Below are 24,232 nucleotides of genomic sequence, written 5' to 3' on the forward strand. Positions count from 1 at the left end.
ACTTTCTCACAATCTGGCGCACGATGTGCATCGGAAAGATCAGCCGGGCTTGCGGTTCATCAAGTGCGTGCCAATCGGGGCAGCTCAATCAGCGCCGCAGCAACTGGCGAAGCTTCAGGCCAGACACCCACAGCACTACAAAATAAATAGCAGCAGAGGCACACAGCACAAGCGCCATCAGCCCGATTCGCTGAAAATAGTGCTGCTTCAGACCAATCCAGTTGAAACCCTCGGCGGCCCAGAGCAAAAATGCCCCCAGCAGCGCACTGGCCGAAAAAACCTGCAGCCCAAACAGCAGCCAGCCCGGTGCCGGCGTGTAGCTGCCGCGCCGAATCAAGCCGACCAGCAGGCACGACGCATTGATGAGCGCGCCAATGCCAATCGCCAGGGCCAGCCCGGCATGCTGAAAATACGGCACCAGTGCCAGATTGAGCAACTGCGTGATGACCAACACAACAATGGCAATCTTCACCGGCGTCTTGATGTTCTGGCTGGCATAAAAACCCGGTGCCAGCACCTTGATGGCGACCAGCCCGAGCAAGCCCGCGCCGTAGCCCATCAGCGCGGTGGTGGTCTGCTGCACGTCGCGGTCAGAAAAAGCGCCATAGTGGTACAGCGTCGCCACCAGCGGCTCCGAAAACGTCAACAGCGCCACCGCGCAGGGCACGGCCAGCAGCACGACAATGCGCAGCCCCCAGTCGAGCATGGCCGAGTATTTGGCGGCATCGCCTTCGCCCTTGGCCGCTGCCAGTTGCGGCGTCAGCACGACGCCGATGGCGACGCCCAGCATGGCGGTCGGAAACTCCATCAGCCGGTCGGCATAGGTCAGCCAGCTGACGCTGCCGGGCGCCAGGTGCGAGGCGATCTGGGTGTTGATGAGCAAGGAAATTTGCGCGACGCTCACGCCCAGCAAGGCCGGCACCATCAGTTTCGCTATTTTTTTAGTAGCTGGATCTGCCCATGCAGCCTTCACGGCAGACCAATTGAACCCAATTTTCGGAAAAAGTCCGAGCCGCAGCAGGGCCGGCGCTTGCACGCCCAACTGCAGCACGCCGCCCAGCATCACGCCCACGCCCAGCGCATAGACCGGCTCGATGCCCATCGAGTTGAACCACGGCGCGCCCAGCCAGGCCGCACCAATCATTGAAAAATTGAGCAGCACCGGCGTGGCCGCCGGCACTGCAAAATGCCGCCAGGTGTTTAGCACGCCCGACGACAGCGCCACCAGCGACATGAAGGCAATGTACGGAAACATCCAGCGCGTCATGAAGACCGCCGCTTCGTAGCCACGCGGTTCTTGCTGCAGGCCGCTGGCCATCGCCCAGACCAGCAGCGGCGCGGCTGCCACGCCAATCACGCAGGTCAGCAGCAAGATCCAGGTCAGCAGCGTCGCCACCCGGTCAATCAGCAGCTTGGTTTCGGCTTCGCCATGCTGCGCCTTGTTGGCGGCCAGCACCGGCACAAAGGCCTGGCTGAAAGCGCCCTCGGCGAACAGGCGGCGAAACAGGTTGGGAATCCGGAAGGCCACATTGAAAGCATCGGTCATGGCGCTGGCGCCAAAGCTGGATGCAATCAGCAATTCCCGCACCAGGCCGGTGACGCGGGAAATCAGTGTGAACAGGGAGACGGTGGAGGCGGATTTGAAAAGTGACACGGCAGGAGTTTATGCGCTGGCAGCTTGCCGCCGGGCGCTCAGGTGATGGGGAATTGGTGGGTGGCGCAGATTCAGAACCGCGCAAGGTTGAGAATTATCAACTGACGGGCCGGCAGCAGTCGTTCCCGATGCGCGGCTGCCGGTAGCCCATCAACTGACGGGTGCGCCAGGAAAAGGTTAAGCCTGGCCGGCGAAAATCGTCAAGAATCACCCCGTCAAGACTGACAGCCCTTCAGACACTTCAAGCTAAAAAACGATGAAATCTTTCACGATCAGTGCAAGCAGCCTGCCAAGCGTCAGCGAAAAAACCCCGTCGGCGGCGCTGGCCCCGCCGGTCTTTTCACGCCATGGCGTCGCACAGGCCGCTGCGGCATGGCTTGCCACCGCGCTGCTTGCGCCCAGCGCGCAGGCGCAGGATCAACCCGGCCCGTCCCTGAAAGAAGTCGTCATCAGCGCCAGCCGGGCCGAGCAGCGCCGCTTTGATGCGCCAGGCGCGATTGACGCCGTGCAGGTCGATCCGTTTCGCACCGCCTCCCCGCTGGTCAACCTGTCCGAACTGATGGGCAGCGTGCCCGGCCTGCAGATCCGGGACCGGCAAAACTTTGCGCAGGATTTGCAGGTGTCGGTGCGCGGCTTTGGCACGCGCTCGACCTTTGGCGTGCGCGGCGTGCGCATCCTGGTCGACGGCATTCCGGCAACCATGCCCGATGGCCAGGGCCAGGCGGCCACTGCCAGTTTGACCTCGGCCAAGCGCATCGAACTGCTGCGCGGCCCGTTAGCGCAGCTCTACGGCAACGCGGCGGGCGGCGTACTGCAGGTATTCACCAAAAACCCGCCGGTGACGCCGGACAAGCCCGAGTACAGCCTGTCCGCCGGCGTCGGCTCGGACGGCCAGCGCCACATCGCCGCCGGCATGGCGGGCGGCAGCGACACGCTGGGCGGGCTGCTGGATGTGTCGCGCTATTCAACCGACGGTTTTCGCGACCACAGCGCGGCCCGGCGCGAGCAGCTCAATGCCAAGGTGGTTGCCAAGCCGTCGGCTGACACCACGATTACCGGCATCGTCAACCTGTTCCGCCAGCCGCTGGCAGAAGACCCGCTCGGGTTGACGCGTTCGCAGTTCCAGCAAAACCCGCGCCAGGTGGTGCCGGGCGCCATCACCTTCAACACCCGCAAAACCATTGAGCAAAGCCAAGCCGGGCTGGTGGTCGAGCACAAGCTGACCGCCAGCGACACGCTCAATGCGCGCGTTTATGGCGGCACGCGCCAGGTAGACCAGAAATTGGCCTTCCAGACCAATGGCGTGGTGAACCTGGACCGGAGCTACGGTGGCGTCGGTGCCAGCTGGACGCATGCGATGCAGGTGAACCAGTTGCCGGTGCGCTGGACAGTGGGCGTCGAGGCCGACCAGCTGCGCGAAACCCGCAAGGGCTTTGACAACATTGCCGGCAACAACGGCCCGTTGCGCCGCAACGAAGACGACACCGCACGCAACAACGATGTGTTCGGCCAGATCGACTGGACCTTTTCGCCCGACTGGCAGGCGATTGCCGGTGTGCGCGCCAGCCGGGTGAAGTTCAGTGTCGATGACCGCTTCAACCCGGCGGCCAAAAGTACGAGTGGCCGCGTCGAATACCGCAACACCAGTCCCGTCATTGGTCTGGTCTGGCATGCCGCCGAAACCCTCAATGTGTACGCCAACCTGGGCACCGGATTTGAAACCCCGACGCTGGCCGAAAGCGCCTACCGGCCGGGCGGCGCGCCGGGGCCGAACTTTGCGCTCAAGCCGTCCAAAAGCACACAGGGCGAAGTCGGCGTCAAGCTACGCAGCGGCCCGCACAGTTTTGACGCGGCGCTGTTTGAAGCCCAAAGCAAGGACGAAATCGTGTCGTCGCTGTCGAGCGGCGGCCGGGCGGTCTTCCAGAATGCCGACAAGACCACCCGGCGCGGCCTGGAAGCGTCGTGGTCGGCCCACTGGGCCGGCGGTCTGGACACGCGCCTGGCCTACACGCTGCTCGATGCACGCTTCGAGTCGGCCTACGCCGGTGCGCAAGGCCCGGTGCCCGCCGGCAACCGTCTGCCCGGTGCGCCCCGGCACAGCCTGTTCGCCGATGTGCAGGCCAGCCTCACCGAATCGGTCAAGGCCGGTCTGGAAACGCGTCTGGAAAGCAAGACGTGGGTCAACGACCTGAACGCCGACGCAGCGCCGGGTTACACCGTTTTCAATGCGAGCCTGAGCCGCGAATTTCGCTTTAATGGCGCGAAGCTGTTGGTGTATGGCCGCATCGACAACCTGCTGGACAAGGCCTATGCCGGCTCGCTGATCGTCAATGACAACAATGGCCGCTATTTCGAGGCAGCGCCGGGGCGGCGGCTGTTTGTTGGTGTGCGTAGTGTGTTTTGAGCTGTTCAGCGCAGGCACACAACGCCAAGAAGCCAGACGAAACCGTCGCCATCGTATAATCGCGGGCTTTGCTGCATCATCCACAGACTCCTCCCAGGATTAAAGGAAATTTATTATGGCAACCGCCAAACCCAAGAAAAAGAACCCCCGCCTCGCCTCCGGCCGCAAACGCGTCCGCCAGGACGTCAAACTCAACGCCGCGAACACCTCGCTGCGTTCCAAATACCGCACCGCTGTCAAGAACGTTGAAAAAGCTGTTCTGGCCGGTGACAAAGACAAAGCCAAAGACCTGTTCGCCAAGGCCCAAAGCATTGTGGACACGATTTCTGACAAGGGCATCTTCCACAAGAACAAGGCAGCACGCGACAAGAGCCGCCTGTCTGCCAAGGTGAAAGCCCTGGCCCTCAAAGCCGCCCCGGAAACCGCCACCGCCTGATCATTCAGGCAAATCGCCCGGACTGATTTCTCAACAAAACCAGTCTGCCGTTTTGTCGGGTGCGCTGCAGCAAAAGTAAAAAACCGCCTTCTGGCGGTTTTTTTATGGGCGAATCTTTTTATTTGCTATCAAAAAAATAGCTGCTTGCACCCGCCCTGCTTGCAAAAGAATGCTATTTAATGCAAAATCCGCTTGTTTTTGTCCACTGACGACGGGCGGACTCATGCAACCCAAGTCGCCCGCAAGTCTCAGCGCCGGGGCGGATCAGGAATCAGGCAGGCCTCAACCATTTGCAGGTCGTTGTCTTTGGCAAAATTGAGGGCGAAGTCCCAGGCCATCGGCTCTGCATCGCGCAGTTCAGCATTCACCACCACGCATTTGACGCCGTTGACGACCGTGGGAACGCACCAAGGCGAGTACGTCAGGTGACTGCCGAGCTGCGGTCCGCCGGGGCGGAACTGGCTCATGACGCCGCATAACCGGTCGGCCCAATCGCTGGGCCGGAAGGTTTTGCCATCATGCGTAATGCCCTGGATAAAGACTTCTTTGGGGGAATTGGAGACCATCTGATGGAAGGTTTTGGTGCGGGCCTGAGGTAAGGATAAACCCCCATGCTGCGCCGCACAACAATTCTATCTTATATAAGACTCAGCGCTTATCAGCGCCATTTTCAGGCGGTGTTGACACTGTGCGCAACGCGCATGACAGTGATGCGGCATCGTCACGAAAGCGCGCGAAGTCTGCGCCTAAAATAAACTGCTGACCCGCTCAATTTGTCGCGGCCACTTTGTTGTTTGCTACTGTTCCGGAGTTTTCCCATGACCGCTGCCCCGCCCGATCACATCGAAGCCACCTCCCCCCACGTGATGAACACCTATGGCCGACTGCCCATCGCACTGTCGCACGGCCAGGGCTGCCGCGTCTGGGATGTGAACGGCAAGTCCTACCTCGATGCGCTGGGCGGCATTGCAGTCAACACCGTCGGCCACAACCACCCCAAGCTGGTGGCCGCCTTGCGCGACCAAGTCGGCAAAATCATCCACAGCTCCAATTACTACCATGTGCCGCTGCAGGAAACGCTGGCGGCCAAGCTGGTGGAACTGTCGGGCCTTGAAAACGTGTTTTTCTGCTCAACCGGGCTGGAAGCGAACGAAGCGGCGCTCAAGCTGGCGCGCAAGTTCGGCCACGACAAGGGCATTGAGCGCCCCGAAATCGTGGTCTATGAAAAAGCCTTTCATGGCCGCAGCATCGCCACCCTGAGCGCCACCGGCAACCCGAAAGTGCAGGCCGGTTTTGGCCCGCTGGTGGAGGGGTTTATTCGCGTGCCGATCAACGACATCAACGAACTGAAAGTCGCCACCGAAGGCAATCCGAATGTAGTCGCTGTGTTTTTTGAAGCCATTCAGGGCGAAGGCGGCGTTCATCCGATGGACAACGCGTATTTGCAACAGGTGCGCGCGCTGTGCGACGAGCGCGACTGGCTGCTGATGATTGATGAAGTGCAGTGCGGCATGGGCCGCACCGGCAAATGGTTTGCGCACCAGTGGGCCGGCATCAAGCCGGACGTGATGCCGCTGGCCAAAGGGCTGGGTTCGGGCGTGCCGGTGGGCGCCGTGGTGGCCGGCCCCAAGGCGGCGCATATTTTTGGCCCTGGCAACCACGGCACCACCTTTGGCGGCAATCCGCTGGCGATGCGGGCCGGCGTGGAAACCATCCGCATCATGGAAGAAGAAGGCCTGATGGCCAACGCGGTGGTGGTGGGCGACCATTTGCAGGCAGCCTTGAGGCGGGAACTGGGCGGCGTGCCGGGTTTCAAGGAAGTGCGCGGCAAAGGCTTGATGCTGGGTGTGGAGCTGACCAAACCCTGTGGTGTGCTGGTCAGCCGCGCGGCTGAAAACGGCCTCTTGATTAGCGTCACCGCCGACACCGTGATCCGCATGGTGCCTTCGCTCATCATGACGACCGCTGAGGCCGATGAAGTCGTGGCGATTTTGTGCCCTCTCATCAAGCAATTGCTGCAGGAAGGCGCGTAACCCATGACCATGGCCGGCCCCCCCACCCCGCTCAAGCACTACCTGCAGTTCAGCGACCTGAACGCTGATGACTACGCTTACCTGTTCGCACGTGCCGCGCTGATCAAGAAAAAATTCAAGGCCTACGAAAGACACCAGCCGCTGATCGACCGCACGCTGGTAATGATTTTCGAGAAAGCCTCGACCCGCACCCGCGTGAGCTTTGAGGCCGGCATGTACCAGCTGGGCGGGACGGTGGTGAACCTCACCACCGAGGGCAGCCAGCTGGGCCGCGCCGAGCCGATTGAAGACAGCGCCAAGGTCATCAGCCGCATGGTGGATTTGGTGATGATCCGCACCTTCGAGCAGACCAAGATCGAGCGCTTTGCCGAGCATTCGCGGGTGCCGGTCATCAACGGCCTGACCAACGAATTTCATCCGTGCCAGATTTTGGCGGACATCTTTACCTACATCGAACACCGGGGTTCGATCCAGGGCAAGACGGTGGCCTGGGTGGGCGACGGCAACAACATGGCCAACACCTGGCTGCAAGCCAGCGAAATTTTGGGTTTCAAGGTGCATCTGAGCACGCCCGGCGGCTATGAGGTAGACCAGTCGATTGCGGGGATTCGCTCGACTGAAAGCTACCAGGTCTTCAAAGACCCGATGCAGGCCTGCGCCGGCGCTGATCTGGTCACCACCGATGTCTGGACCAGCATGGGCTTTGAAGCCGAAAACGAAGCCCGCAAAACGGCCTTTGCCGACTGGTGCGTGGACAGCGACATGATGCGCGCGGCCCAGCCCGATGCGCTGTTCATGCATTGCCTGCCCGCGCACCGGGGCGAGGAAGTCATGGCCGACGTGATCGATGGCCCGCAGTCCGTGGTCTGGGACGAGGCCGAAAACCGCATGCATGTGCAAAAGGCGTTGATGGAGTTTTTGTTGCTGGGCCGCCTGTAAAAAGGAATGGAGTAGAACCCCTGCTGTCAACGCTCCGGTTTCATCCACAGCGGCTGCCGTTGCCCTTCAGCGCCAGCCGCTGCAGCGGGTTTACCCGTCGTGCCGCAGCCGCTGCAACTGCTGCATGCGCCGCAACCCGGCTTTTCACCCAGGTTTTTCTGCACCCGCCCCAGCCGGCGACGCAGGCCGGCGGGCATCCAGTACCACAGCGCATAAGCAGCGGCAAAAGCCACCATGATTCCAGCGATCCATTGCTGCAGCATCTCAAGTACCTCCCCATAACAACGTCAGCCGGTACGTGATCCAGCTGGCGCCATAGGCCAGCCCGAACATGTAGCCCGCCATGAAAAAGGCGTAGCGCCAGCTGTTGGTTTCGCGCCGCACCGTGACCAGCGTGGAGATGCACTGCGGTGCAAACACATACCAGACCAGCAGCGACAAGGCGGTGGCCAACGACCAGGTCTGCGCAATCACCGGCCCCAGCGCCGACGCCACGTCATTGCCCGTCGCCGACAGCGCATACACCGTGCCCAGCGCACCGACCGCCACTTCGCGCGCTGCCAGCCCCGGCACCAGGGCAATCGCAATCTGCCAGTTGAACCCGATGGGCGCAAAAATCACCTGCAACGCATGGCCCAGACGCCCGGCCAGGCTGTATTCAATCGCCGGGCCAACTGCACCTGCGGGCGGCGCAGGAAAGGTCGACAAAAACCACAGAATCACCGTCAGCGCCAGAATGATGCCGCCCACGCGCCTGAGGAAAATCATCGCGCGTTCATGCAGCCCCATCGCCAGCTGGCGCAGACTGGGAATCCGGTAGGCGGGCAACTCCATGATCAGCGGCGTTGGCCGTGCATGGCCGCGCCACAGCTTGAACACCGCCGCCACCGCCATCGCGCTGGCGATGCCGCCGACATACAGCGCAAACATCACCAGCCCCTGCAGGTTGAAGATGCCCGCCACCGTGCGCTCGGGAATGAACGCGCCAATCAAAAGCGCATACACCGGCAGGCGCGCCGAGCAGGTCATGAGCGGCGCAATCATGATGGTGACCAGCCGGTCGCGCCAGTGCGTAATCGTGCGCGTTGCCATCACGCCCGGAATGGCGCAGGCAAAGCTCGACAACAGCGGAATGAACGAGCGCCCCGACAGGCCGACGCTGCCCATCACGCGGTCGAGCAGAAAAGCAGCGCGCGGCAGATAGCCCGAATCTTCAAGCACCAGAATGAAAAAGAACAGGATGAGAATCTGCGGCAAAAATACCAGCACGCCCCCCGATCCGGCCAGAATGCCATCGATCAGCAGGCTTTGCAGCACGCCGTCGGGCATGTACGTGCGCAGCTCGCCAGAGAGCCATTCCATGCTTGACTTGATCGCGTCCATCGGCAGGTTGGCCCAGCTGAACACGGCCTGAAACATCAAAAACAAGATCACGCACAGCAGCGCCATGCCCCACAGCGGATGCAGCACGATGCGGTCAATGGCATCGTCGGTGTTCAGGCTGTCCGGCGGCGACTGCACCGCCAGCCGCATGATGCGGCGAACTTCGAGTTGGGTGTCCATGACTTGGTCGAAGCTCGGTGCTTGCCAGGCGGCAATGCCGTCGGGCTTCGTGCCGGGCGCAGGCCAGTCGTCCAAAAAGCGCAGCAACTCCTGCGCGCCATCGTGGCGCACGCCGACTGTTTCAACCACCGGCATGCCGAGTTCGCGCGACAGCACCGCCTTGTCAATGACGATGCCGGCGCGGCGCGCGGCGTCGCTCATGTTCAGCGCCAACACCATCGGCAAGCCCAACGCCCGCGCTTCCAGCACCAGCCGCAAATTGAGCTGTAAATTGGTCGCATCGGCCACGCACACCAGCCGGTCGGGCAAGGGCTCGCCGGGACGCCGGCCAATGACAATGTCGCGCGTCACGGCTTCGTCAGCGCTCAGGGCATTGAGGCTGTAGGCACCGGGCAAATCGAGCACCATGACGCGGTGGCCGGACGCCGTCAGCACTTGGCCTTCCTTGCGCTCGACGGTCACGCCGGCATAGTTGGCGACCTTCTGGCGGCTGCCGGTCAGCAAATTGAACAGCGCGGTCTTGCCACAATTGGGGTTGCCCAGCAGCGCCACCCGCAGCGGCCCGCCGACGGCATTGACAGCGGCGGTCATGCAGCGACTGTCAGTGGACCAACACGAATCAAGGCGGCCTCATGGCTGCGCAAAGCAAACGTCGTGTGCCCTACGCGCACCGCCAGCGGGTCATTACCGGGAAAACCGCGCGCCATGACCTGCACCGGCTCGCCGGGCAAAAAACCGATTTCCAGCAGGCGCAGCAAGACTTCGCGCTCCTCGTCATCGCCTGCCGGCATCAGCCTGAGCACCTGCGCGGTCATGCGACGCGGCAATTCATCGAGTCCGATGTCTGCCGTACCCGAGGGGAAATGGGCCAAAGTCATGGTGTGCCGCACTTTTAAATGAAAATGATTCTCATTATAGAAGTAGCGGATACCAGCGTGTGCGCCGTTGTGCTGAATTTATTTGATCCAGGTCATCTGGCCACATCAAAGCCCCGGCCTGGCTGGCGCTTCAAGCTATCGAAGGCGTTCCAGAAAATGCCTGGCGCGCCCGTGTCAGCCCCTACCGACAAACGGCATCTTCGTCGCCATGATGGTCATGAACTGGATGTTGGTGGTCAAAGGCAGCGCGGCCATGTGCACCACGGCGTCGGCCACTTCGCTGGCGTCCATCATCGGCTCGATGGCGATTTCGCCGTTGGCCTGCGGCACGCCGGTCGCCATGCGCGCCGACAACTCGGTCAGCGCATTGCCAATGTCAATTTGTCCGCAAGCAATGTTGTACTTGCGGCCATCGAGCGAAATGGCCTTGGTCAGGCCGGTGATGGCATGCTTGGTGGATGTGTAAGGCGCTGAATTGGGCCGGGGCGCATGGGCAGATATGGAGCCGTTGTTGATGATGCGGCCGCCCTGCGGCAACTGGTCTTTCATCAGCCTGAAAGCGCCCTGCGCGCACAAGAAGGAACCAGTCAGGTTGATGTTGACGACGTTTTGCCACTGGTCGAACGTCAGGTCTTCAAAGCCGGCGCGCGGCGAATTCACGCCGGCGTTGTTGACCAGCACGTCCAGGCGGCCAAACTTTTCCTTGATCGTGGCAAACAGCGCATCGACCGACTCGGGCCGGCTCACATCGGTGGCCACCGGCAGCATGCGGTCGCGGCCTGCTGCGCTGGCGACTTCTTCCAGCGGCTCAATGCGGCGTCCGGCCAGCACCACACGGTAGCCCGCTGCCAGCAGCGCCAGCGCGACGGCCTTGCCAATGCCGGTGCCGGCACCGGTCACGAGTGCCACTTTGTCATTTGAATTCATGGAAGCCTTTGTCTGTATCGTGGGTTGTGAAGAGGACGAAGGCTGAGGGTCAGCCCCGAAGGGCGATTTTGCCCGAGCCTGCGCGCGGCAATCCGGCCTGCGCTTCAAGCCCAGTTTTCAGCCCCATGCTTGAAGCTTCAACTATTTCAGACGCTGTTGGAAATAACCGACACCACGGCTTTTTTGGCAATGCTACCTTCAGGCCATGACCGATTCTGCCTCCCCTTTCAGCGCCCAAACTGCCCGCCCCACGCCCTTGAAAATCTGGGACATCTCGCCCGCAGTAGACGCCGATGCCGCAGTTTTTCCGGGCGACACCGCCTATTCACAGCAGCTGCATTTTTCACTCGCGCCCGGCTGCCCGGTCAATGTCAACCGCATCACGCTGTCGCCGCACACCGGCGCGCATGCCGATGCGCCCATGCACTACGCCAACGGCGCGGCTGCCATTGGGGCCGTCGATTTGCAGCCTTATCTCGGCCCCTGCCGCGTCATCCATTGCCTTGACTGCGGCCCGCTGATCAAACCTGCGCACATCGCCCACGCGCTGCACAACCTGCCGCCCCGCGTGCTGGTGCGCACGGCGCGCACCGCCAGCCAGTCCTGGGCATCATTTACGGCCTTTGCGCCCGCTACGCTTGCGCTGCTAGCTACCAAAAACATAGTGCTTGTCGGCATCGACACGCCCAGCGTCGACCCGGCCACCAGCCAGGACTTGCCCAGCCACCAGTTGCTGCTCAAGCACCATTTGCGCGTGCTGGAAAACCTGGTACTCGACGACGTGCCCGAAGGCGACTACGAGCTGATCGCCCTGCCGCTCAAGCTGACCTGCGCCGATGCATCCCCCGTTCGCGCCATCCTGCGCGAACTTCCCTGAAAAAAAGAGGCTTCAAATATGACCCTGACCCTGCAAGACTGCCGCGCGCTTGACGCGCAAGACCCGCTGCACGCCCTGCGCGACCAGTTCACGCTGCCCGAAGGCGTGATTTACCTTGACGGCAACTCACTCGGCGCGCTGCCCAAAACCGCCGCCGCCCGGGTCGCCCAAGCGGTGACGAGCGAATGGGGCCAGGGCCTGATCCGTTCCTGGAACAGCGCCGGCTGGTTCGACCTGCCGCAGCGTCTGGGCAACAAGATTGCGCCGCTGATTGGTGCGCAGCCCGGCGAAGTCGTGGCCACCGACAGCACGTCGATCAACCTCTATAAAGTGCTGAGCGCCGCCCTCAACATCGCCGCCGTGGACAGCCCCGAGCGCCAGCTGCTGGTCAGCGAGCGCAGCAATTTTCCGACCGACCTCTACATCGCCGAAGGGCTGTGCCAAGCGCGCGGCCTGCGCCTGCTGCTGGTCGAACCCGAAGACATTGCCGCCGCCTTGACGCACGAAGTGGCGGTGTTGATGCTGACGCATGTCAACTACCGCACCGGTGCCATGCACGACATGAAAGCCGTGACCGCCGCCGCGCATGCCGCAGGCATCCTGACGGTCTGGGATTTGGCGCACAGCGCGGGCGCGGTGCCGGTGGACTTGACCGGCGCGGGCGCTGATTTTTCTGTGGGTTGCGGCTACAAATACCTCAACGGCGGGCCGGGTGCGCCGGCCTTTGTCTGGGCACACCCGCAACACGCCGACCGCTTCTGGCAGCCGCTGTCAGGCTGGTGGGGCCATGCAGCGCCGTTTGCCTTCACGCCCGACTACCAACCGGCCCCCGGTATCGCGCGCTTTTTGTGCGGCACGCAACCCATCTTGAGCCTGACGGCGCTCGATTGCGGACTCGACACCGTGCTGGCTGCCGAGCCGTTGGGCGGCATGGCGGCGCTGCGCACCAAGTCGCTGGCGCTGACGGATCTGTTCATCACGCTGGTCGAAGAACGCTGCGCCGGCCACGGCCTGGCGCTGGCCACGCCGCGCACGCATGCCCGGCGCGGCTCGCAGGTGTGCTTGAGCCGTTCGAAAGGCGCGCATGCCATCGTGCAGGCGCTGATTGCACGCGGCGTGATTGGCGATTTTCGTGCCGGCGATGGCGCAGCGGGCGGGCACCCGGACATCTTGCGCTTTGGTTTTACGCCGCTTTACATCGGTTTTGAAGACACGTGGAATGCGGTGGAGCACCTCAAGCAAGTGCTGGAAACCGGCGAATGGACGCAAGCCCGGTTCAGCCAGAAAGGCGCGGTGACCTGACATGCAAGATACCCGCCAACCCGCCGACATCGTGCGCGATGAAAAAGCCCAGCTCGACTTCAGCCAGTCCATGAGCTATGGCGATTATTTGCAGCTTGACGCCATTTTGGGCGCACAAAAACCGCTGTCGCCCGCGCACGACGAAATGCTGTTCATCATCCAGCACCAGACCAGCGAACTGTGGATGAAACTGATGCTGCACGAGCTGCAAGCTGCCATCGGCAATGTGGCTCAGGACGAGCTGGACAGTGCCTTCAAAAAGCTGGCGCGCGTCAGCCGCATCATGGCGCAGTTGGTCAGCGCGTGGGACGTGCTGGCCACCATGACGCCGCCCGAATACAGCGCCATCCGGCCGTACCTGGCCCAGTCCAGCGGATTCCAGAGCGCGCAATACCGCTGCATCGAGTTTGCGCTGGGCAACAAGAACGCCGCCATGCTCAAGCCCCACGCGCACCGGCCCGACTTGCTGGCGCAGGTGCAGGCCGCCTACGAAGCGCCGTCGCTGTACGACGAAGCGCTGCGCTTGCTGGCCCGGCGCGGCCTGGATGTACCCACCAGCCACACCGCGCGCGACTGGACGCAGGGTTATCAGGAAAACGATGCGGTGCAAGCCGCCTGGCTGACGGTGTACCGCGACCCGAAGCAGTACTGGGACTTGTACCAGTTGGGCGAAGAACTGACCGACCTGGAAGACGCCTTTCGGCTTTGGCGCTTTCGCCACGTCACCACAGTGGAACGCGTGATTGGCTTCAAACGCGGCACCGGCGGCACCGGCGGCGTGAGTTACCTGCGCAAGATGCTGGACGTGGTGCTGTTTCCGGAAATCTGGAAACTGCGCACGGATTTATAGATAATTTAAGAAAAATACGGCTGATGCGCATGACTGGCGGGCGCAAGCAGCTATTTTTTCAATAGCAATTCAGGTTTTCAAGAAGGGCCAGCCGTGCGCCACCGGCCAGAATCCGGGCACACCGTGGCCGGTACGCCGTTCAGCCAGAGTTGTTCTTCATTCGGCTGCAGCAAGTTGGCGGGGGCGATGTCAAAGGCGACGCCCAGCGCGTGCCCTGCCGCTTCAATGGGCAGCTCCCAAGTCAGGAAGAATTGGCTGCAATCCTGACCAGGTGCGAAGTCGGCGGCATCAAAACTGCTGCTGCAGCGCTGAATAACGGCGTGCGGCTGGCCGGTGTCGAAGATCACGGCGGTGCCGCGCGTCAGCGGGATGCGCTGGCCTGTCGCGGGGAAATGCAAGTCCAGCCCCTTGTCTTCGCTCAGGAAGAGATTGCAAAAGGCGGCGGCGCTGTATTGCGCCGCGTCGTGGTGGTACTTTGCGCCACGGCAGGCCATCAGGGCGATGCTGCTTTCGGCCAGCACGTCCGGCAGGCCGAGTGCGCGCGTCCAGTCGTCCACCGCCTGCACGCAGCGCCTGTAGTCAAGCCAGCGCGTTCTGGCGCGTGGCAACGACAGGGACTCGACATCTCCGGCTTCCAGTTCGAGGCGCAATGCTTCCCTTTCGCAATCTGCAACTAATCGTGCAGAAAGCGCAGGCACGTCGAGCGTGGCGCATAGCACGACACCCCCGACGCTTCGACTGCGCAGGGTGTCGCCGCTCCGGAAACAAGAAATCAAGCGGTGTTGCACGTGATGCGGTGGGGGCGGGGTTGAGGTGAATGACTGGCGTATTTTGAGTTGCTGCACAGGGCTGGATTTTGCGGGGAACCCGTCGCCGTTTCAACGGCAAAACCAAAATCGCGTGTTTCGGAGAGGTCGATTGTCGACTCAGCAACCCTGCGAAATGCCCAACAGCCTTCAGGTTTGGAACACCTGTTTGAGTCCCACACGTTGACCAAAAACGCGCCGCGACGGGTGGATGTCTGCGCGTCCGAGGGTGAACGCGCCAAATCAGGGAAAATCGCGGGTTATCCACGTTAACCGAGAACCCTCCAGATGACCGAAACCACCCCCTTGCCCACTTTGCCCGACCGCCTGTCCGTCGACCCGCGCAGCCCCCATCACGTCGCTGCGGCGTTCGAGCAGGACGTGGGCATTCGCCTGAATGGAAAAGAGCTGATGAATGTTGAGGAATACTGCATCAGCGAGCGCTGGGTCAAGGTGCCCGCAGGCAAGGCGCTGGATCGCAAGGGCCAGCCGCTGATGATCAAGCTCAAAGGCACGGTCGAAGCGTTTTATAAGTAGCATTTCTTGGCCTTTCGCACACGCGACAGGCATCACGCAGCATCAAAACCCCACGCGCAAGGTTTTTGATGCTGCGCAGTTCGTTTTATCACGCCGTTTAAGCCTCTAGCGCACTACCCGCCTGCGCAAGCTGATCTATATTTAATAGCAAGCTAGGGTGCGGAATTAGCAGCCCCATACAGCCACGGCAAGTCCAGCACCTTTTCCCGCAGCAGCGTCATCGACGCATCGCGCGCCCAGCGCAGGGGCCCTTGCGCATGAAAAATCTGGCCGTTGCGCTGAGACCTGGCCTGCACGCGGGCATTGCGCTGCCAGCGGTTCAGGGCGTAGCGTTGCAGCATGGTCGGCACATCCAGGGCCGGATCCAGCGCGTGGGCCAGCGCAGAACCGAGTTCGGCGGCATCTTCAATCGCCATGCCCGCGCCTTGCGCCAGATAAGGCCGCATCGGGTGCGCGGCATCGCCAAGCAAGGCCACGCAGCCTTTGGCCTGCTGATGGGCACCGCTCATGGGCGGGCGGTCGCACAGTGCCCACAGACGCCAAGCCGGCTGGTTCTCAAGGCCGCCATCGGTCACCGCCTGGATCAGGTCGCGCAGCATGGCGGCGGTGAAGCGGGTGGCCTTTTGCAGTTCTGCCCCGTTGGCGCTGTGGTCCCAGCTCTGCAAGTCGCCCTCGACCTGACCGTGAACGATGGCGACGACATTCAGCCATTCGCCGCCGCGCACCGGGTAATGCACGACGTGCAGTTTGGGCCCCAGCCAGACGGTGACCTGCTGGCTGCGCAGCCGCTCGGGCAGACTGGTTTGCGGCAACATGGCGCGGTAAGCCAGATGCCCGGTGACGCGCGGCGGCGCGTCGTTCAGCATCAACTGGCGAATGCGGCTCCAGAGTCCGTCGGCACCAATCAGCGCATCGCCTTCGACTTCAAGCAAGGGCTTGGCGCTTGAGCCTTCTGCCAGCACGCTGGCGGCCATTTCTTCGACTTGAAGCGTCACTTCGCGCCCGCTGTCGGCGTAACTGGCCACGCACGTGTCCAGATTCAGCCACACGTTGTCCTGCGCTTGTACCGCCTGAAGCAGCAACGCATGCAGATCGGCGCGGTGAATGGTGGCGTAAGGCGCGCCGTATTTTTGCAGCGCCCGCTCCCCCAGCGGCAGCACGCCCAGTTCACGGCCCGACACCGCATCGCGCACCTGCAGCCGGGACGGAAACGCCGCGCTGTGCGCCAGTGCGTCCTTCAGCCCCCAGCCATGCAGCAAGCGAGTCACATTCGGCCCAAGCTGAACGCCCGCGCCGACTTCGCTGAACATCGCGGCACGTTCGTACAGCCGCACCTCCCAGCCCGCGCGCGCGGCTGACAGCGCAGCCGCCAGCCCGCCGATGCCGCCGCCGGCAATCAAGGCCTGCCGAATCATGGCCCCCACGCCCGCTCACTGCGTGTAGCGAACTGCCCCCCGAGGGGGCGGGTTTTTCCTTGGGACGGCCCGGCGGAAAAATCTGGCCCCCACGCCCGCTCACTGCGTGCAGCAAGCTGCCCCCCGAGGGGGCGAATTTTTCCTTGGGGCGGCCCGGCGTAAAAACCTGGCCCCCACGCTCGCTCACTGCGTGCGGCGAACTGCCCGCTCAGGGCATTAACTTCCCCTGACACAACCCGGCCGGAAACTGCTTTGCGGGCATTCATCAGGCAAGCAGTTGCCGCAAGACATACGGCAGGATGCCGCCGTTGCGGTAGTAGTCCACCTCAATCGGCGTGTCCACCCGCAAGATCACCGTGATTTCCTGGCGTGTGCCGTCGGCGCGGGTAATGACGAGTTGGGCTTCGCTTTGCGGTTTGAGCTGGGGGTGCGGAATCACGTCCACCGTTTCAGAGCCAGTCAGCTTGAGCGACTCCCACGAATCGCCCGGCTTGAACTGCAGCGGCAGCACGCCCATGCCGACCAGGTTTGAGCGGTGAATGCGCTCAAAACTACGCGCCACCACGGCCTTGATGCCGAGCAGTTGCGTACCCTTGGCCGCCCAGTCGCGCGACGAGCCGGTGCCGTATTCCTCGCCGGCAAAAATAACCGTCGGTGTGCCTTCATCCATGTATTTCATGGCGGCGTCGTAAATCGGCATTTTTTCGATCACGCTCTCTGGCGTGCGGTGGCTGGGGTGAAACAGCGTGACGCCGCCCTCCTCACGCGAGCCGTCCTTGTCAGCCGGAATCATCAGGTTCTTGATGCGCACGTTGGCAAACGTGCCGCGCATCATCACGTCGTGGTTACCCCGGCGCGAGCCGTAGCTATTGAAGTCGGCTTTTTGCACACCGTGCGCCTGCAGCCACTTGCCGGCGGGCGAGCTGCCCTTGATCGAGCCGGCGGGCGAAATGTGGTCGGTGGTGATGGAGTCGCCAAACAGCGCCATGATGCGCGCGCCGCTCACCGAATATTCATTGTTTTGGCCACCAGCGCTTGCTGCACCTGCGGCAGGCGCTTTCATTTCCATAGCAAAATCGCTGAAGAAAGGCGGCTCGGCAATGTACGTGCTGGTCGGCCAGGTGTAGCTGTTGCCGGTTACGCCGTGGATGTTTTCCCAGAGCTCACCCGGTTCAAGCTTGACCTTGGCGTAATTGGCACGGAAAGCTTCGCCGTTCATCGCGTACTTCATCAGCGCATGAATTTCTTCGCTGGTGGGCCACACGTCGCGCAAAAACACCTCTTTGCCGTCGGTGCCCTTGCCCAGCGGCTCGGTGGTCAGGTCACGCAGCACACTGCCGGCGAGTGCGTAGGCCACGACCAGCGGCGGGCTGGCCAGAAAGTTGGCCTTGATATTCGGGTGAATGCGCGCCTCGAAATTTCGGTTGCCCGACAGCACGGCGGCGCACACCAGGTCACTGTTATTGATGGCTTCGTTCAGCTCCGGCGTCAGGTCGCCCGAGTTGCCGATGCAGGTGGTGCAGCCGTAGCCGACCAGGTCAAAGCCAAGTTGCTCCAGATAAGGCATCAGGCCGGTTTCAGTCAGATACTCGGTGACGATGCGCGAGCCGGGTGCCAGCGAAGTCTTGATGTGCGGCTGCACGCGCAGGCCCGCCTCGACGGCTTTTTTGGCCAGTAGCCCGGCAGCCAGCAGCACGCTGGGGTTGGACGTGTTGGTGCAGCTGGTGATGGCGGCGATCAGCACATCGCCGTTGCCGACACTCAGGCCTTTTTCAGTGTCTGCGACGGCCGGCTTGCTGGCATTGGCCGCTTCGCCGCCTTGCTCATGCGCCATGGCCAGCGTCGGGCGATTAGCCTCCATTTCAACCACCGAGCGGGCAGCGCCCACCGGCGTAGGCGGTGCAGCGGGCAAGGGATCGTTGCGGCCTTCATCGCTGTGGCGCACCAGATGGCGGGTGTTGAGCATGCCGGCGGGCTGGTTAAAGCCATTTTCGGCATTTGATTTGCTGAACAATGAACTGAACTTGCTGGCGACGTCACCCAGCTCAATGCGGTCTTGCGGCCGCTTGGGGCCGGCCAGGCTGGGCCGCACATCGTCCAGATCCAGCTTCACGACCTGCGAGTAGTCAATGTCGCCGGCCTGGGCCACGCCAAACAGGCCTTGCGCCTTGAAGTAAGCCTCAAAGGCCTCGATTTCGTCGTCGGTACGGCCCGTGCCCCGGAAGTAATCGATGGTTTTTTCATCGACCGGGAAAAAGCCCATCGTGGCGCCGTATTCAGGTGCCATGTTGCCGATGGTGGCGCGGTCGGGCAGCGCCAGGGTGCGCGTGCCTTCGCCAAAAAACTCGACGAACTTGCCGACGACCTTTTCACGGCGCAGGGTTTCGGTCACGCGCAGCACCAGGTCGGTGGCGGTGACGCCTTCGCGCAGCTTGCCGGTCAGCTCCATGCCGACCACGTCGGGCGTCAGCAAATACACCGGCTGGCCGAGCATGGCGGCTTCGGCCTCAATCCCGCCCACGCCCCAGCCGACCACGCCAATGCCGTTGATCATGGTGGTGTGGCTGTCGGTGCCGACCAGCGTGTCGGGGTAATACACAGCACCGTCTTCATCGCCGGTCTTGTGGACGCCGCGCGCCAGAAACTCAAGATTCACCTGGTGCACGATGCCAAAGCCCGGCGGCACGACGCCAAAGGTATCAAACGCCTGCATGCCCCACTTCAAAAATTCGTAGCGCTCGCGGTTGCGCTGGAATTCGAGCTTCATGTTCAGATCAATGGCGTCTTTGGTGCCAAAGTAGTCCACCATGATCGAGTGGTCAACCACCAGATCGACCGGCACCAGCGGCTCGATAGCCTTGGGGTCTTTGCCCAGCTTGACAGCCACGCTGCGCATGGCAGCCAGGTCGGCCAGCAGCGGCACGCCGGTAAAGTCCTGCAGCACCACGCGCGAGACAACAAACGGAATTTCAGCACTGCGCTCGGCATTCGGCACCCAGTTGGCCAGCTCGGCAACGTGCTCTGCTGTCACTTTTTTACCGTCGCAGTTGCGCAGCACCGATTCGAGCACGATGCGAATCGACACGGGCAAACGCTTGACCGTAGGGAACTGCGCGGCCAGCGCCGGCAGCGAGTAAAACTTGCCGGTTTTTCCGGAAGCGGTCTGGAAACTTTGCAACGTGGAGGCGAATGCCTGGGCGGCATGGGGATCAAGATTGGCGGAAATGGGCGTAGTGGCCATGACAGACTCCTTTTTGTTAAATCAGCAAACCCTATTCTGGCAGGCGCCATGCCGTTACGGGGTAAGACAAGGCCATGTCCTGAATGAATCTGCCGCTCTTGAAACTGCGGCCAAATCGGCTTGGCAAAGCGGACTGCGTTTTTTCGCCCGGCGTTTGCAATGCGTTAAATGCTGCATATTTAATAGCGCATTGCGCCCGTCCAGCATGCGCCAGAGCATGTTTTGTTTAAATAAATGCGCCACAGGCACCGCCCGGACCCCTGCCGCACTGATCGCCCGGACGACTCGGCTGTCAGCATGCACCGACAGCCAGACAAGCCGGCGGCTGATGACTTTTTACCGGGCGTTGTCTACAGTCAATCCATCTTTCACCAACTCACGGAGTGTGCATGTCTAAGACTGAAACTGATCACGACAAATTATGGGAACTCATCAAGGACACCAAGTTCGGGATGTTCACGCACCAGCACGCTGGCGGCATGCTGCACAGCCAGCCGCTGACCACGCAGAACAAGGCGCTGGACGAAGGCGTCACGCTCTACTTCTTTGTTTCGAGCAAGGGCGAAGTCGCTGAACATGTGGCTGAAAACGACCAGGTCAATGTCGCCTACGCCAACCCTAGCAGTGACAGCTATGTGTCCGTGTCCGGCCAAGCCTTGATCGTTGAAGACATGGGCAAAAAGGAAGAACTCTGGTCGCCGATGGCCAAAGCCTGGTTCCCGGGTGGCCCGACCGACCCCGATCTGGCGTTGCTGCAAGTACGTATCACCCACGCTGAATACTGGGATGTGACCGAGAGCAAGATGGTTCAGCTGGCCAAAATGGCCAAGGCCGCCCTTACGGGCAAGCCGCCAGAAAAAATGGGTGAGCACAAAGAATTGCGCATGTCCTGACAAGTCAGTACATGCGGCGCAAGCCCATGAAAAAAGCCCCGCTGTGCGAAACACAGCGGGGCTTTTTTCATGGCGCACAGCCCGCCTTCAAAAGGCTGGGCTGTGCACCGTGCCGTTTATGCGGGCAAGGCGTCTGGCTTGATGGTGTCGGCCATGTCGGTGTAGTCCTTGACCTGGTCGAAGTTCAGGTACTGGTACACCTGCTCGCTGTCAGCGGTCAAGACCTGCATGTCGGCCATGTATTCGGCCTTAGTCGGAATGCGGCCCAGCTTGGAGCAAATTGCAGCCAGTTCAGCAGAACCAAGGTAAACGTTGGAATTTTTGCCCAAGCGGTTCGGGAAGTTACGCGTCGAGGTCGAGAACACGGTCGCGCCCTCTTTCACCTGCGCCTGGTTGCCCATGCACAGCGAGCAGCCCGGCATTTCCATGCGCGCACCGGCAGAACCCAACACGCCGTAATGGCCTTCTTCAGTCAACTGCTTGGCGTCCATCTTGGTCGGCGGTGCCATCCACAGCTTGACGGGAATGTCACGCTTGCCTTCGAGCAGCTTGGACGCGGCGCGGAAATGGCCAATGTTGGTCATGCAGCTGCCGATGAACACTTCGTCGATCACGCTGCCAGCGACATCGCTCAGGGTTTTTACATCGTCCGGGTCGTTCGGGCAGGCCACGATCGGCTCGTGAATGTCGGCCAGATCAATTTCAATGACCGCAGCGTATTCAGCGTCGGCGTCGCCCTTGAGCAATTGCGGGTCGGCCAGCCATTTTTCCATCGCGGCAATGCGGCGCTTGATGGTGCGCACGTCCGAGTAACCGGTGGCAATCATCCACTTCAGCATCGTGATGTTGCTGGTGATGTACTCGATGATCGGTTCCTTGTTCAGGTGCACCGTGCAGCCGCCGGCAGAACGCTCGGCAGACGCATCGCTCAATTCAAACGCCTGCTCGACCTTCAGGTTTGGCAAGCCTTCGATTTCCAGGATGCGGCCCGAGAAAATGTTGACCTTGCCTTGTTTGGCGACGGTCAGCAAGCCAGCCTTGATGGCGTACAGCGGAATGGCGTTGACCAGGTCGCGCAGCGTGATGCCGGGCTGCAGTTCGCCCTTGAAGCGCACCAGCACCGACTCGGGCATGTCCAGCGGCATGACGCCAGTGGCCGCGCCAAAGGCCACCAGGCCGGAGCCAGCTGGAAAGCTGATGCCGATGGGGAAACGCGTGTGGCTGTCGCCGCCGGTGCCGACGGTGTCAGGCAACAGCATGCGGTTGAGCCAGCTATGGATAATGCCGTCGCCCGGACGCAGCGGAATGCCGCCCCTGTCGCTCATGAAGTCAGGCAGTTCGTGGTGCATCTTCACATCGACTGGCTTGGGGTAAGCAGCGGTGTGACAGAACGACTGCATGACCAAGTCCGCAGAAAAGCCCAGGCAGGCCAGGTCCTTCAGCTCGTCGCGGGTCATCGGGCCGGTGGTGTCTTGCGAGCCGACCGAGGTCATCTTGGGTTCGCAATACGTGCCGGGACGCACGCCCTGGCCTTCTGGCAGGCCAACCGCGCGGCCGACCATTTTTTGCGCCAGCGTAAAGCCACGGCCACTGTCTTCCGGGTTGGTCGGCAGACGGAATAAGGTAGACACAGGCAGACCCAGCGCAAAACGCGCCTTGGCGGTCAAGCCACGGCCAACAATCAGCGGAATGCGGCCGCCGGCGCGCACTTCGTCAAACAGCACGTCGCTTTTCAACTTGAATTCGGCGATGACCTGGCCGTCTTTCAGTGCTTTGCCGTCGTAGGGACGCAGCTCGATCACGTCGCCCATCGCCATCTGGCTCACGTCGAGTTCGATGGGCAGCGCGCCGGAGTCTTCCATGGTGTTGTAGAAAATCGGCGCAATTTTCGAGCCCAGGCAGACGCCGCCGAAACGCTTGTTCGGCACAAAAGGAATGTCTTCGCCGGTGAACCACAGCACCGAATTGGTGGCGGACTTGCGTGAAGAACCGGTGCCCACCACGTCGCCGACGTAGGCAACCAAGTTGCCCTTGGCCTTGAGTTCTTCAATGAACTTGACCGGGCCGCGCTTGCCGTCTTCTTCAGGAATGACGCCGGGGCGGGCATTCTTGTGCATCGCCAGGGCGTGCAGTGGAATGTCGGGACGGCTCCAGGCGTCAGGCGCAGGCGACAGGTCGTCGGTGTTGATTTCGCCAGCCACTTTGAAAATGGTCAGCGTGATGGACTCAGGCACTTCGGGGCGGCTGGTGAACCACTCGGCATCGGCCCAGCTTTGCAACACGGCTTTGGCGTATTTGTTGCCCTTTTCGGCTTTTTCCTGCACGTCGTGAAACTGGTCGAACATCAGCAGCGTATTTTTCAGGCCGCTGGCGGCTTGCGTGGCGACGCTGTCTTGGGCGTCGTCGAGCAACTCGATCATCGGGCTGATGTTGTAGCCGCCCAGCATGGTGCCCAGCAGTTGCGTGGCTTTTTCGCGCGAGATGAGGCTGCATTTTTCGCTGCCGTGGGCCACGGCGGCGAGGTAGCTGGCCTTGACCTTGGCGGCGGCATCGACACCGGCCGGAACGCGGTGCGTGATGAGGTCGACCAAAAAGGCTTCTTCGCCTGCAGGCGGATTCTTCAGCAGCTCAATCACCTCGCCGGTTTGTTTGACCGACAAAGGCAGCGGTGGAATGCCTGAAACGGCACGTTCGGCAACATGGTTGCGATAGGTTTGCAAAAACTCGGATGACATGGCTACTCCTCTAATTAAATGGGTGGGCGCTGGCAGAAACTGAAAAATGCGGCTTACCGGCTACTGGCAGGCGGCAGCGCATCCAGAATGCTGGCAGGCGGATTGAGCTTGAGGTTCTGGGCCACTTCAAGTTGCGCCGGGGTCGTGCATTCATCAGCCAGGCGGATGCCGAGCTTCTGGCTCATCAGCATGGACTTGTTGGCCAGTTGCAGCCACACAGCGCCGGCTTTCTGGTCTTCCAGGCGGATAGCGCCCGTTGACGTAGCAACCGGGAACATGCGGAAGTCGAAGTTTTTGCCGTGCATGTCGAAATAGCCCGGATTTTTGGCATCAGCAGTCAGCGTGACCGACGCACCCAGCTCGCACGGTATCTTGCCGACCTGAACACGCTCGGCAATGGCCAATTCGGCAGGCGTCATGGCGGCTTCAGCGGCCTGGATGCCGGCGGCCACGTTGACGGCGGTACTCTTGAGATTGGTGCGGCTGGCAGAGACCGCCTTCTTTTTGCCAGCGTGCTTGTCGGACTTGGCCGCTGAGGACTTGGTGGACTTGGCCGCCTTGGTGGCAGCAGGTTTTGCCGCTTTGGCAGATTTGGTCTTGCCAGCCGTCGGCTTGTCAGAGGTCTTGGTCGTTTCGGACTGCGCAACGGGCGCAGCACACAAGAGGAAAGCGGCAGCCAGCGCAGCAGCAAGGCGGGCAAGGGGTTGGGTTTTCATACGATTCCTGGGAGGGGGGTAGATTG

At 61.8% G+C, this 24,232-nt stretch carries 20 protein-coding genes; 9 read left to right on the forward strand and 11 right to left on the reverse strand.

Annotated features, from left to right (window positions below; genetic code table 11):
* Window positions 1–88: 88 nt before the first annotated feature.
* Window positions 89–1,654, reverse strand: a complete 1,566-nt coding sequence (murJ, locus tag RCH06_RS00940) for a murein biosynthesis integral membrane protein MurJ (RefSeq protein ID WP_327079551.1) — start codon at window positions 1,652–1,654, stop codon at window positions 89–91.
* 256 nt (window positions 1,655–1,910) lie between these two features.
* On the opposite strand from murJ, the gene RCH06_RS00945 reads away from it, so the two are divergent.
* Together RCH06_RS00945 and rpsT are read left to right on the forward strand one after the other, a co-directional pair.
* On the forward strand, window positions 1,911–4,058 hold the full coding sequence (locus RCH06_RS00945; RefSeq protein ID WP_327079552.1) for a TonB-dependent receptor family protein: 2,148 nt from the start codon (window positions 1,911–1,913) through the stop codon (window positions 4,056–4,058).
* A 115-nt stretch (window positions 4,059–4,173) separates the two neighbouring features.
* Window positions 4,174–4,494, forward strand: a complete 321-nt coding sequence (gene rpsT / locus RCH06_RS00950; RefSeq protein ID WP_327079553.1) for a 30S ribosomal protein S20 — start codon at window positions 4,174–4,176, stop codon at window positions 4,492–4,494.
* A 248-nt stretch (window positions 4,495–4,742) separates the two neighbouring features.
* On the opposite strand, the gene RCH06_RS00955 is transcribed toward rpsT, so the two are convergent.
* Window positions 4,743–5,060, reverse strand: a complete 318-nt coding sequence (locus RCH06_RS00955; RefSeq protein WP_327079554.1) for a DUF3579 domain-containing protein — start codon at window positions 5,058–5,060, stop codon at window positions 4,743–4,745.
* A 252-nt stretch (window positions 5,061–5,312) separates the two neighbouring features.
* Between RCH06_RS00955 and RCH06_RS00960 the strand changes: the two genes are divergently transcribed.
* Window positions 5,313–6,527 (forward strand): aspartate aminotransferase family protein, encoded by a 1,215-nt coding sequence (locus RCH06_RS00960; protein WP_327079555.1) that lies wholly within the window; start codon window positions 5,313–5,315, stop codon window positions 6,525–6,527.
* Between the two features lie 9 nt (window positions 6,528–6,536).
* The gene (argF, locus tag RCH06_RS00965) at window positions 6,537–7,466 is read left to right on the forward strand and encodes an ornithine carbamoyltransferase (RefSeq protein ID WP_327079556.1); all 930 of its coding nucleotides are present in this window, start codon (window positions 6,537–6,539) and stop codon (window positions 7,464–7,466) included.
* Window positions 7,467–7,492: 26 nt separating this feature from the next.
* On the opposite strand, the gene RCH06_RS00970 is transcribed toward argF, so the two are convergent.
* From RCH06_RS00970 to RCH06_RS00985, 4 genes are all read right to left on the reverse strand, one after another.
* Window positions 7,493–7,729, reverse strand: a complete 237-nt coding sequence (locus tag RCH06_RS00970) for a hypothetical protein (RefSeq protein ID WP_327079557.1) — start codon at window positions 7,727–7,729, stop codon at window positions 7,493–7,495.
* A 1-nt stretch (window position 7,730) separates the two neighbouring features.
* Window positions 7,731–9,620 carry a ferrous iron transporter B gene (gene feoB / locus RCH06_RS00975; RefSeq protein WP_327079558.1) on the reverse strand — a complete coding sequence of 630 codons (1,890 nt, stop codon included), beginning with the start codon at window positions 9,618–9,620 and terminating at the stop codon, window positions 7,731–7,733.
* Window positions 9,617–9,907, reverse strand: a complete 291-nt coding sequence (locus RCH06_RS00980; RefSeq protein ID WP_327079559.1) for a FeoA family protein — start codon at window positions 9,905–9,907, stop codon at window positions 9,617–9,619. The genes feoB and RCH06_RS00980 overlap by 4 nt, the downstream gene beginning before the upstream one ends.
* Window positions 9,908–10,081: 174 nt before the next feature.
* Entirely contained in the window at window positions 10,082–10,834 is a 753-nt protein-coding gene (locus RCH06_RS00985; protein WP_327079560.1) for an SDR family oxidoreductase, read from the reverse strand.
* Between the two features lie 205 nt (window positions 10,835–11,039).
* Between RCH06_RS00985 and kynB the strand changes: the two genes are divergently transcribed.
* From kynB to kynA, 3 genes are read left to right on the forward strand one after another with little or no spacing between them, the layout of a single operon-like run.
* Window positions 11,040–11,711 (forward strand): arylformamidase, encoded by a 672-nt coding sequence (kynB, locus tag RCH06_RS00990; RefSeq protein ID WP_327079561.1) that lies wholly within the window; start codon window positions 11,040–11,042, stop codon window positions 11,709–11,711.
* An 18-nt stretch (window positions 11,712–11,729) separates the two neighbouring features.
* Entirely contained in the window at window positions 11,730–13,013 is a 1,284-nt protein-coding gene (gene kynU / locus RCH06_RS00995) for a kynureninase (protein WP_327079562.1), read from the forward strand.
* A gap of 1 nt (window position 13,014) precedes the next feature.
* Window positions 13,015–13,863 carry a tryptophan 2,3-dioxygenase gene (kynA, locus tag RCH06_RS01000; protein ID WP_327079563.1) on the forward strand — a complete coding sequence of 283 codons (849 nt, stop codon included), beginning with the start codon at window positions 13,015–13,017 and terminating at the stop codon, window positions 13,861–13,863.
* A gap of 77 nt (window positions 13,864–13,940) precedes the next feature.
* On the opposite strand, the gene RCH06_RS01005 is transcribed toward kynA, so the two are convergent.
* Window positions 13,941–14,693 (reverse strand): hypothetical protein, encoded by a 753-nt coding sequence (locus RCH06_RS01005; protein WP_327079660.1) that lies wholly within the window; start codon window positions 14,691–14,693, stop codon window positions 13,941–13,943.
* Window positions 14,694–14,957: 264 nt separating this feature from the next.
* On the opposite strand from RCH06_RS01005, the gene RCH06_RS01010 reads away from it, so the two are divergent.
* Window positions 14,958–15,206 carry a DUF3297 family protein gene (locus RCH06_RS01010; RefSeq protein WP_327079564.1) on the forward strand — a complete coding sequence of 83 codons (249 nt, stop codon included), beginning with the start codon at window positions 14,958–14,960 and terminating at the stop codon, window positions 15,204–15,206.
* Window positions 15,207–15,358: 152 nt separating this feature from the next.
* Here the strand turns inward: RCH06_RS01010 and RCH06_RS01015 are convergent, their stop codons facing one another.
* Both RCH06_RS01015 and RCH06_RS01020 read right to left on the reverse strand, forming a co-directional pair.
* The gene (locus RCH06_RS01015) at window positions 15,359–16,621 is read right to left on the reverse strand and encodes an FAD-dependent monooxygenase (RefSeq protein WP_327079565.1); all 1,263 of its coding nucleotides are present in this window, start codon (window positions 16,619–16,621) and stop codon (window positions 15,359–15,361) included.
* A 265-nt stretch (window positions 16,622–16,886) separates the two neighbouring features.
* Window positions 16,887–19,862, reverse strand: coding sequence for an aconitate hydratase (locus RCH06_RS01020; RefSeq protein ID WP_327079566.1), 2,976 nt, complete (start codon window positions 19,860–19,862; stop codon window positions 16,887–16,889).
* Between the two features lie 389 nt (window positions 19,863–20,251).
* On the opposite strand from RCH06_RS01020, the gene RCH06_RS01025 reads away from it, so the two are divergent.
* A complete protein-coding gene (locus RCH06_RS01025; protein WP_327079567.1) occupies window positions 20,252–20,755 on the forward strand; it encodes a pyridoxamine 5'-phosphate oxidase family protein in 504 nt (167 codons plus the stop codon).
* A 116-nt stretch (window positions 20,756–20,871) separates the two neighbouring features.
* On the opposite strand, the gene RCH06_RS01030 is transcribed toward RCH06_RS01025, so the two are convergent.
* Both RCH06_RS01030 and RCH06_RS01035 read right to left on the reverse strand, forming a co-directional pair.
* Window positions 20,872–23,490 carry a bifunctional aconitate hydratase 2/2-methylisocitrate dehydratase gene (locus RCH06_RS01030; RefSeq protein ID WP_327079568.1) on the reverse strand — a complete coding sequence of 873 codons (2,619 nt, stop codon included), beginning with the start codon at window positions 23,488–23,490 and terminating at the stop codon, window positions 20,872–20,874.
* A 53-nt stretch (window positions 23,491–23,543) separates the two neighbouring features.
* Window positions 23,544–24,206, reverse strand: a complete 663-nt coding sequence (locus RCH06_RS01035) for a hypothetical protein (protein ID WP_327079569.1) — start codon at window positions 24,204–24,206, stop codon at window positions 23,544–23,546.
* Between the last annotated feature and the right edge of the window lie 26 nt (window positions 24,207–24,232).

Origin of the sequence: Polaromonas sp. CG_9.5, assembly GCF_035984465.1 — a bacterium.
Lineage (GTDB): Bacteria > Pseudomonadota > Gammaproteobacteria > Burkholderiales > Burkholderiaceae_C > Polaromonas.

Bases quoted from the DNA above. Each gene is read 5' to 3' on its own strand.
- RCH06_RS00970 (WP_327079557.1), bottom strand. From the start codon at position 7,729: ATGCTGCAGCAATGGATCGCTGGAATCATGGTGGCTTTTGCCGCTGCT.
- RCH06_RS01025 (WP_327079567.1), top strand. From the start codon at position 20,252: ATGTCTAAGACTGAAACTGATCACGACAAATTATGGGAACTCATCAAG.
- kynU (WP_327079562.1), top strand. From the start codon at position 11,730: ATGACCCTGACCCTGCAAGACTGCCGCGCGCTTGACGCGCAAGACCCG.
- argF (WP_327079556.1), top strand. From the start codon at position 6,537: ATGGCCGGCCCCCCCACCCCGCTCAAGCACTACCTGCAGTTCAGCGAC.
- RCH06_RS00945 (WP_327079552.1), top strand. From the start codon at position 1,911: ATGAAATCTTTCACGATCAGTGCAAGCAGCCTGCCAAGCGTCAGCGAA.
- RCH06_RS00980 (WP_327079559.1), bottom strand. From the start codon at position 9,907: ATGACTTTGGCCCATTTCCCCTCGGGTACGGCAGACATCGGACTCGAT.
- RCH06_RS00985 (WP_327079560.1), bottom strand. From the start codon at position 10,834: ATGAATTCAAATGACAAAGTGGCACTCGTGACCGGTGCCGGCACCGGC.
- kynA (WP_327079563.1), top strand. From the start codon at position 13,015: ATGCAAGATACCCGCCAACCCGCCGACATCGTGCGCGATGAAAAAGCC.
- RCH06_RS01035 (WP_327079569.1), bottom strand. From the start codon at position 24,206: ATGAAAACCCAACCCCTTGCCCGCCTTGCTGCTGCGCTGGCTGCCGCT.
- kynB (WP_327079561.1), top strand. From the start codon at position 11,040: ATGACCGATTCTGCCTCCCCTTTCAGCGCCCAAACTGCCCGCCCCACG.
- RCH06_RS01015 (WP_327079565.1), bottom strand. From the start codon at position 16,621: ATGATTCGGCAGGCCTTGATTGCCGGCGGCGGCATCGGCGGGCTGGCG.
- RCH06_RS00960 (WP_327079555.1), top strand. From the start codon at position 5,313: ATGACCGCTGCCCCGCCCGATCACATCGAAGCCACCTCCCCCCACGTG.
- feoB (WP_327079558.1), bottom strand. From the start codon at position 9,620: ATGACCGCCGCTGTCAATGCCGTCGGCGGGCCGCTGCGGGTGGCGCTG.
- RCH06_RS01020 (WP_327079566.1), bottom strand. From the start codon at position 19,862: ATGGCCACTACGCCCATTTCCGCCAATCTTGATCCCCATGCCGCCCAG.
- RCH06_RS01030 (WP_327079568.1), bottom strand. From the start codon at position 23,490: ATGTCATCCGAGTTTTTGCAAACCTATCGCAACCATGTTGCCGAACGT.
- RCH06_RS00955 (WP_327079554.1), bottom strand. From the start codon at position 5,060: ATGGTCTCCAATTCCCCCAAAGAAGTCTTTATCCAGGGCATTACGCAT.
- RCH06_RS01010 (WP_327079564.1), top strand. From the start codon at position 14,958: ATGACCGAAACCACCCCCTTGCCCACTTTGCCCGACCGCCTGTCCGTC.
- rpsT (WP_327079553.1), top strand. From the start codon at position 4,174: ATGGCAACCGCCAAACCCAAGAAAAAGAACCCCCGCCTCGCCTCCGGC.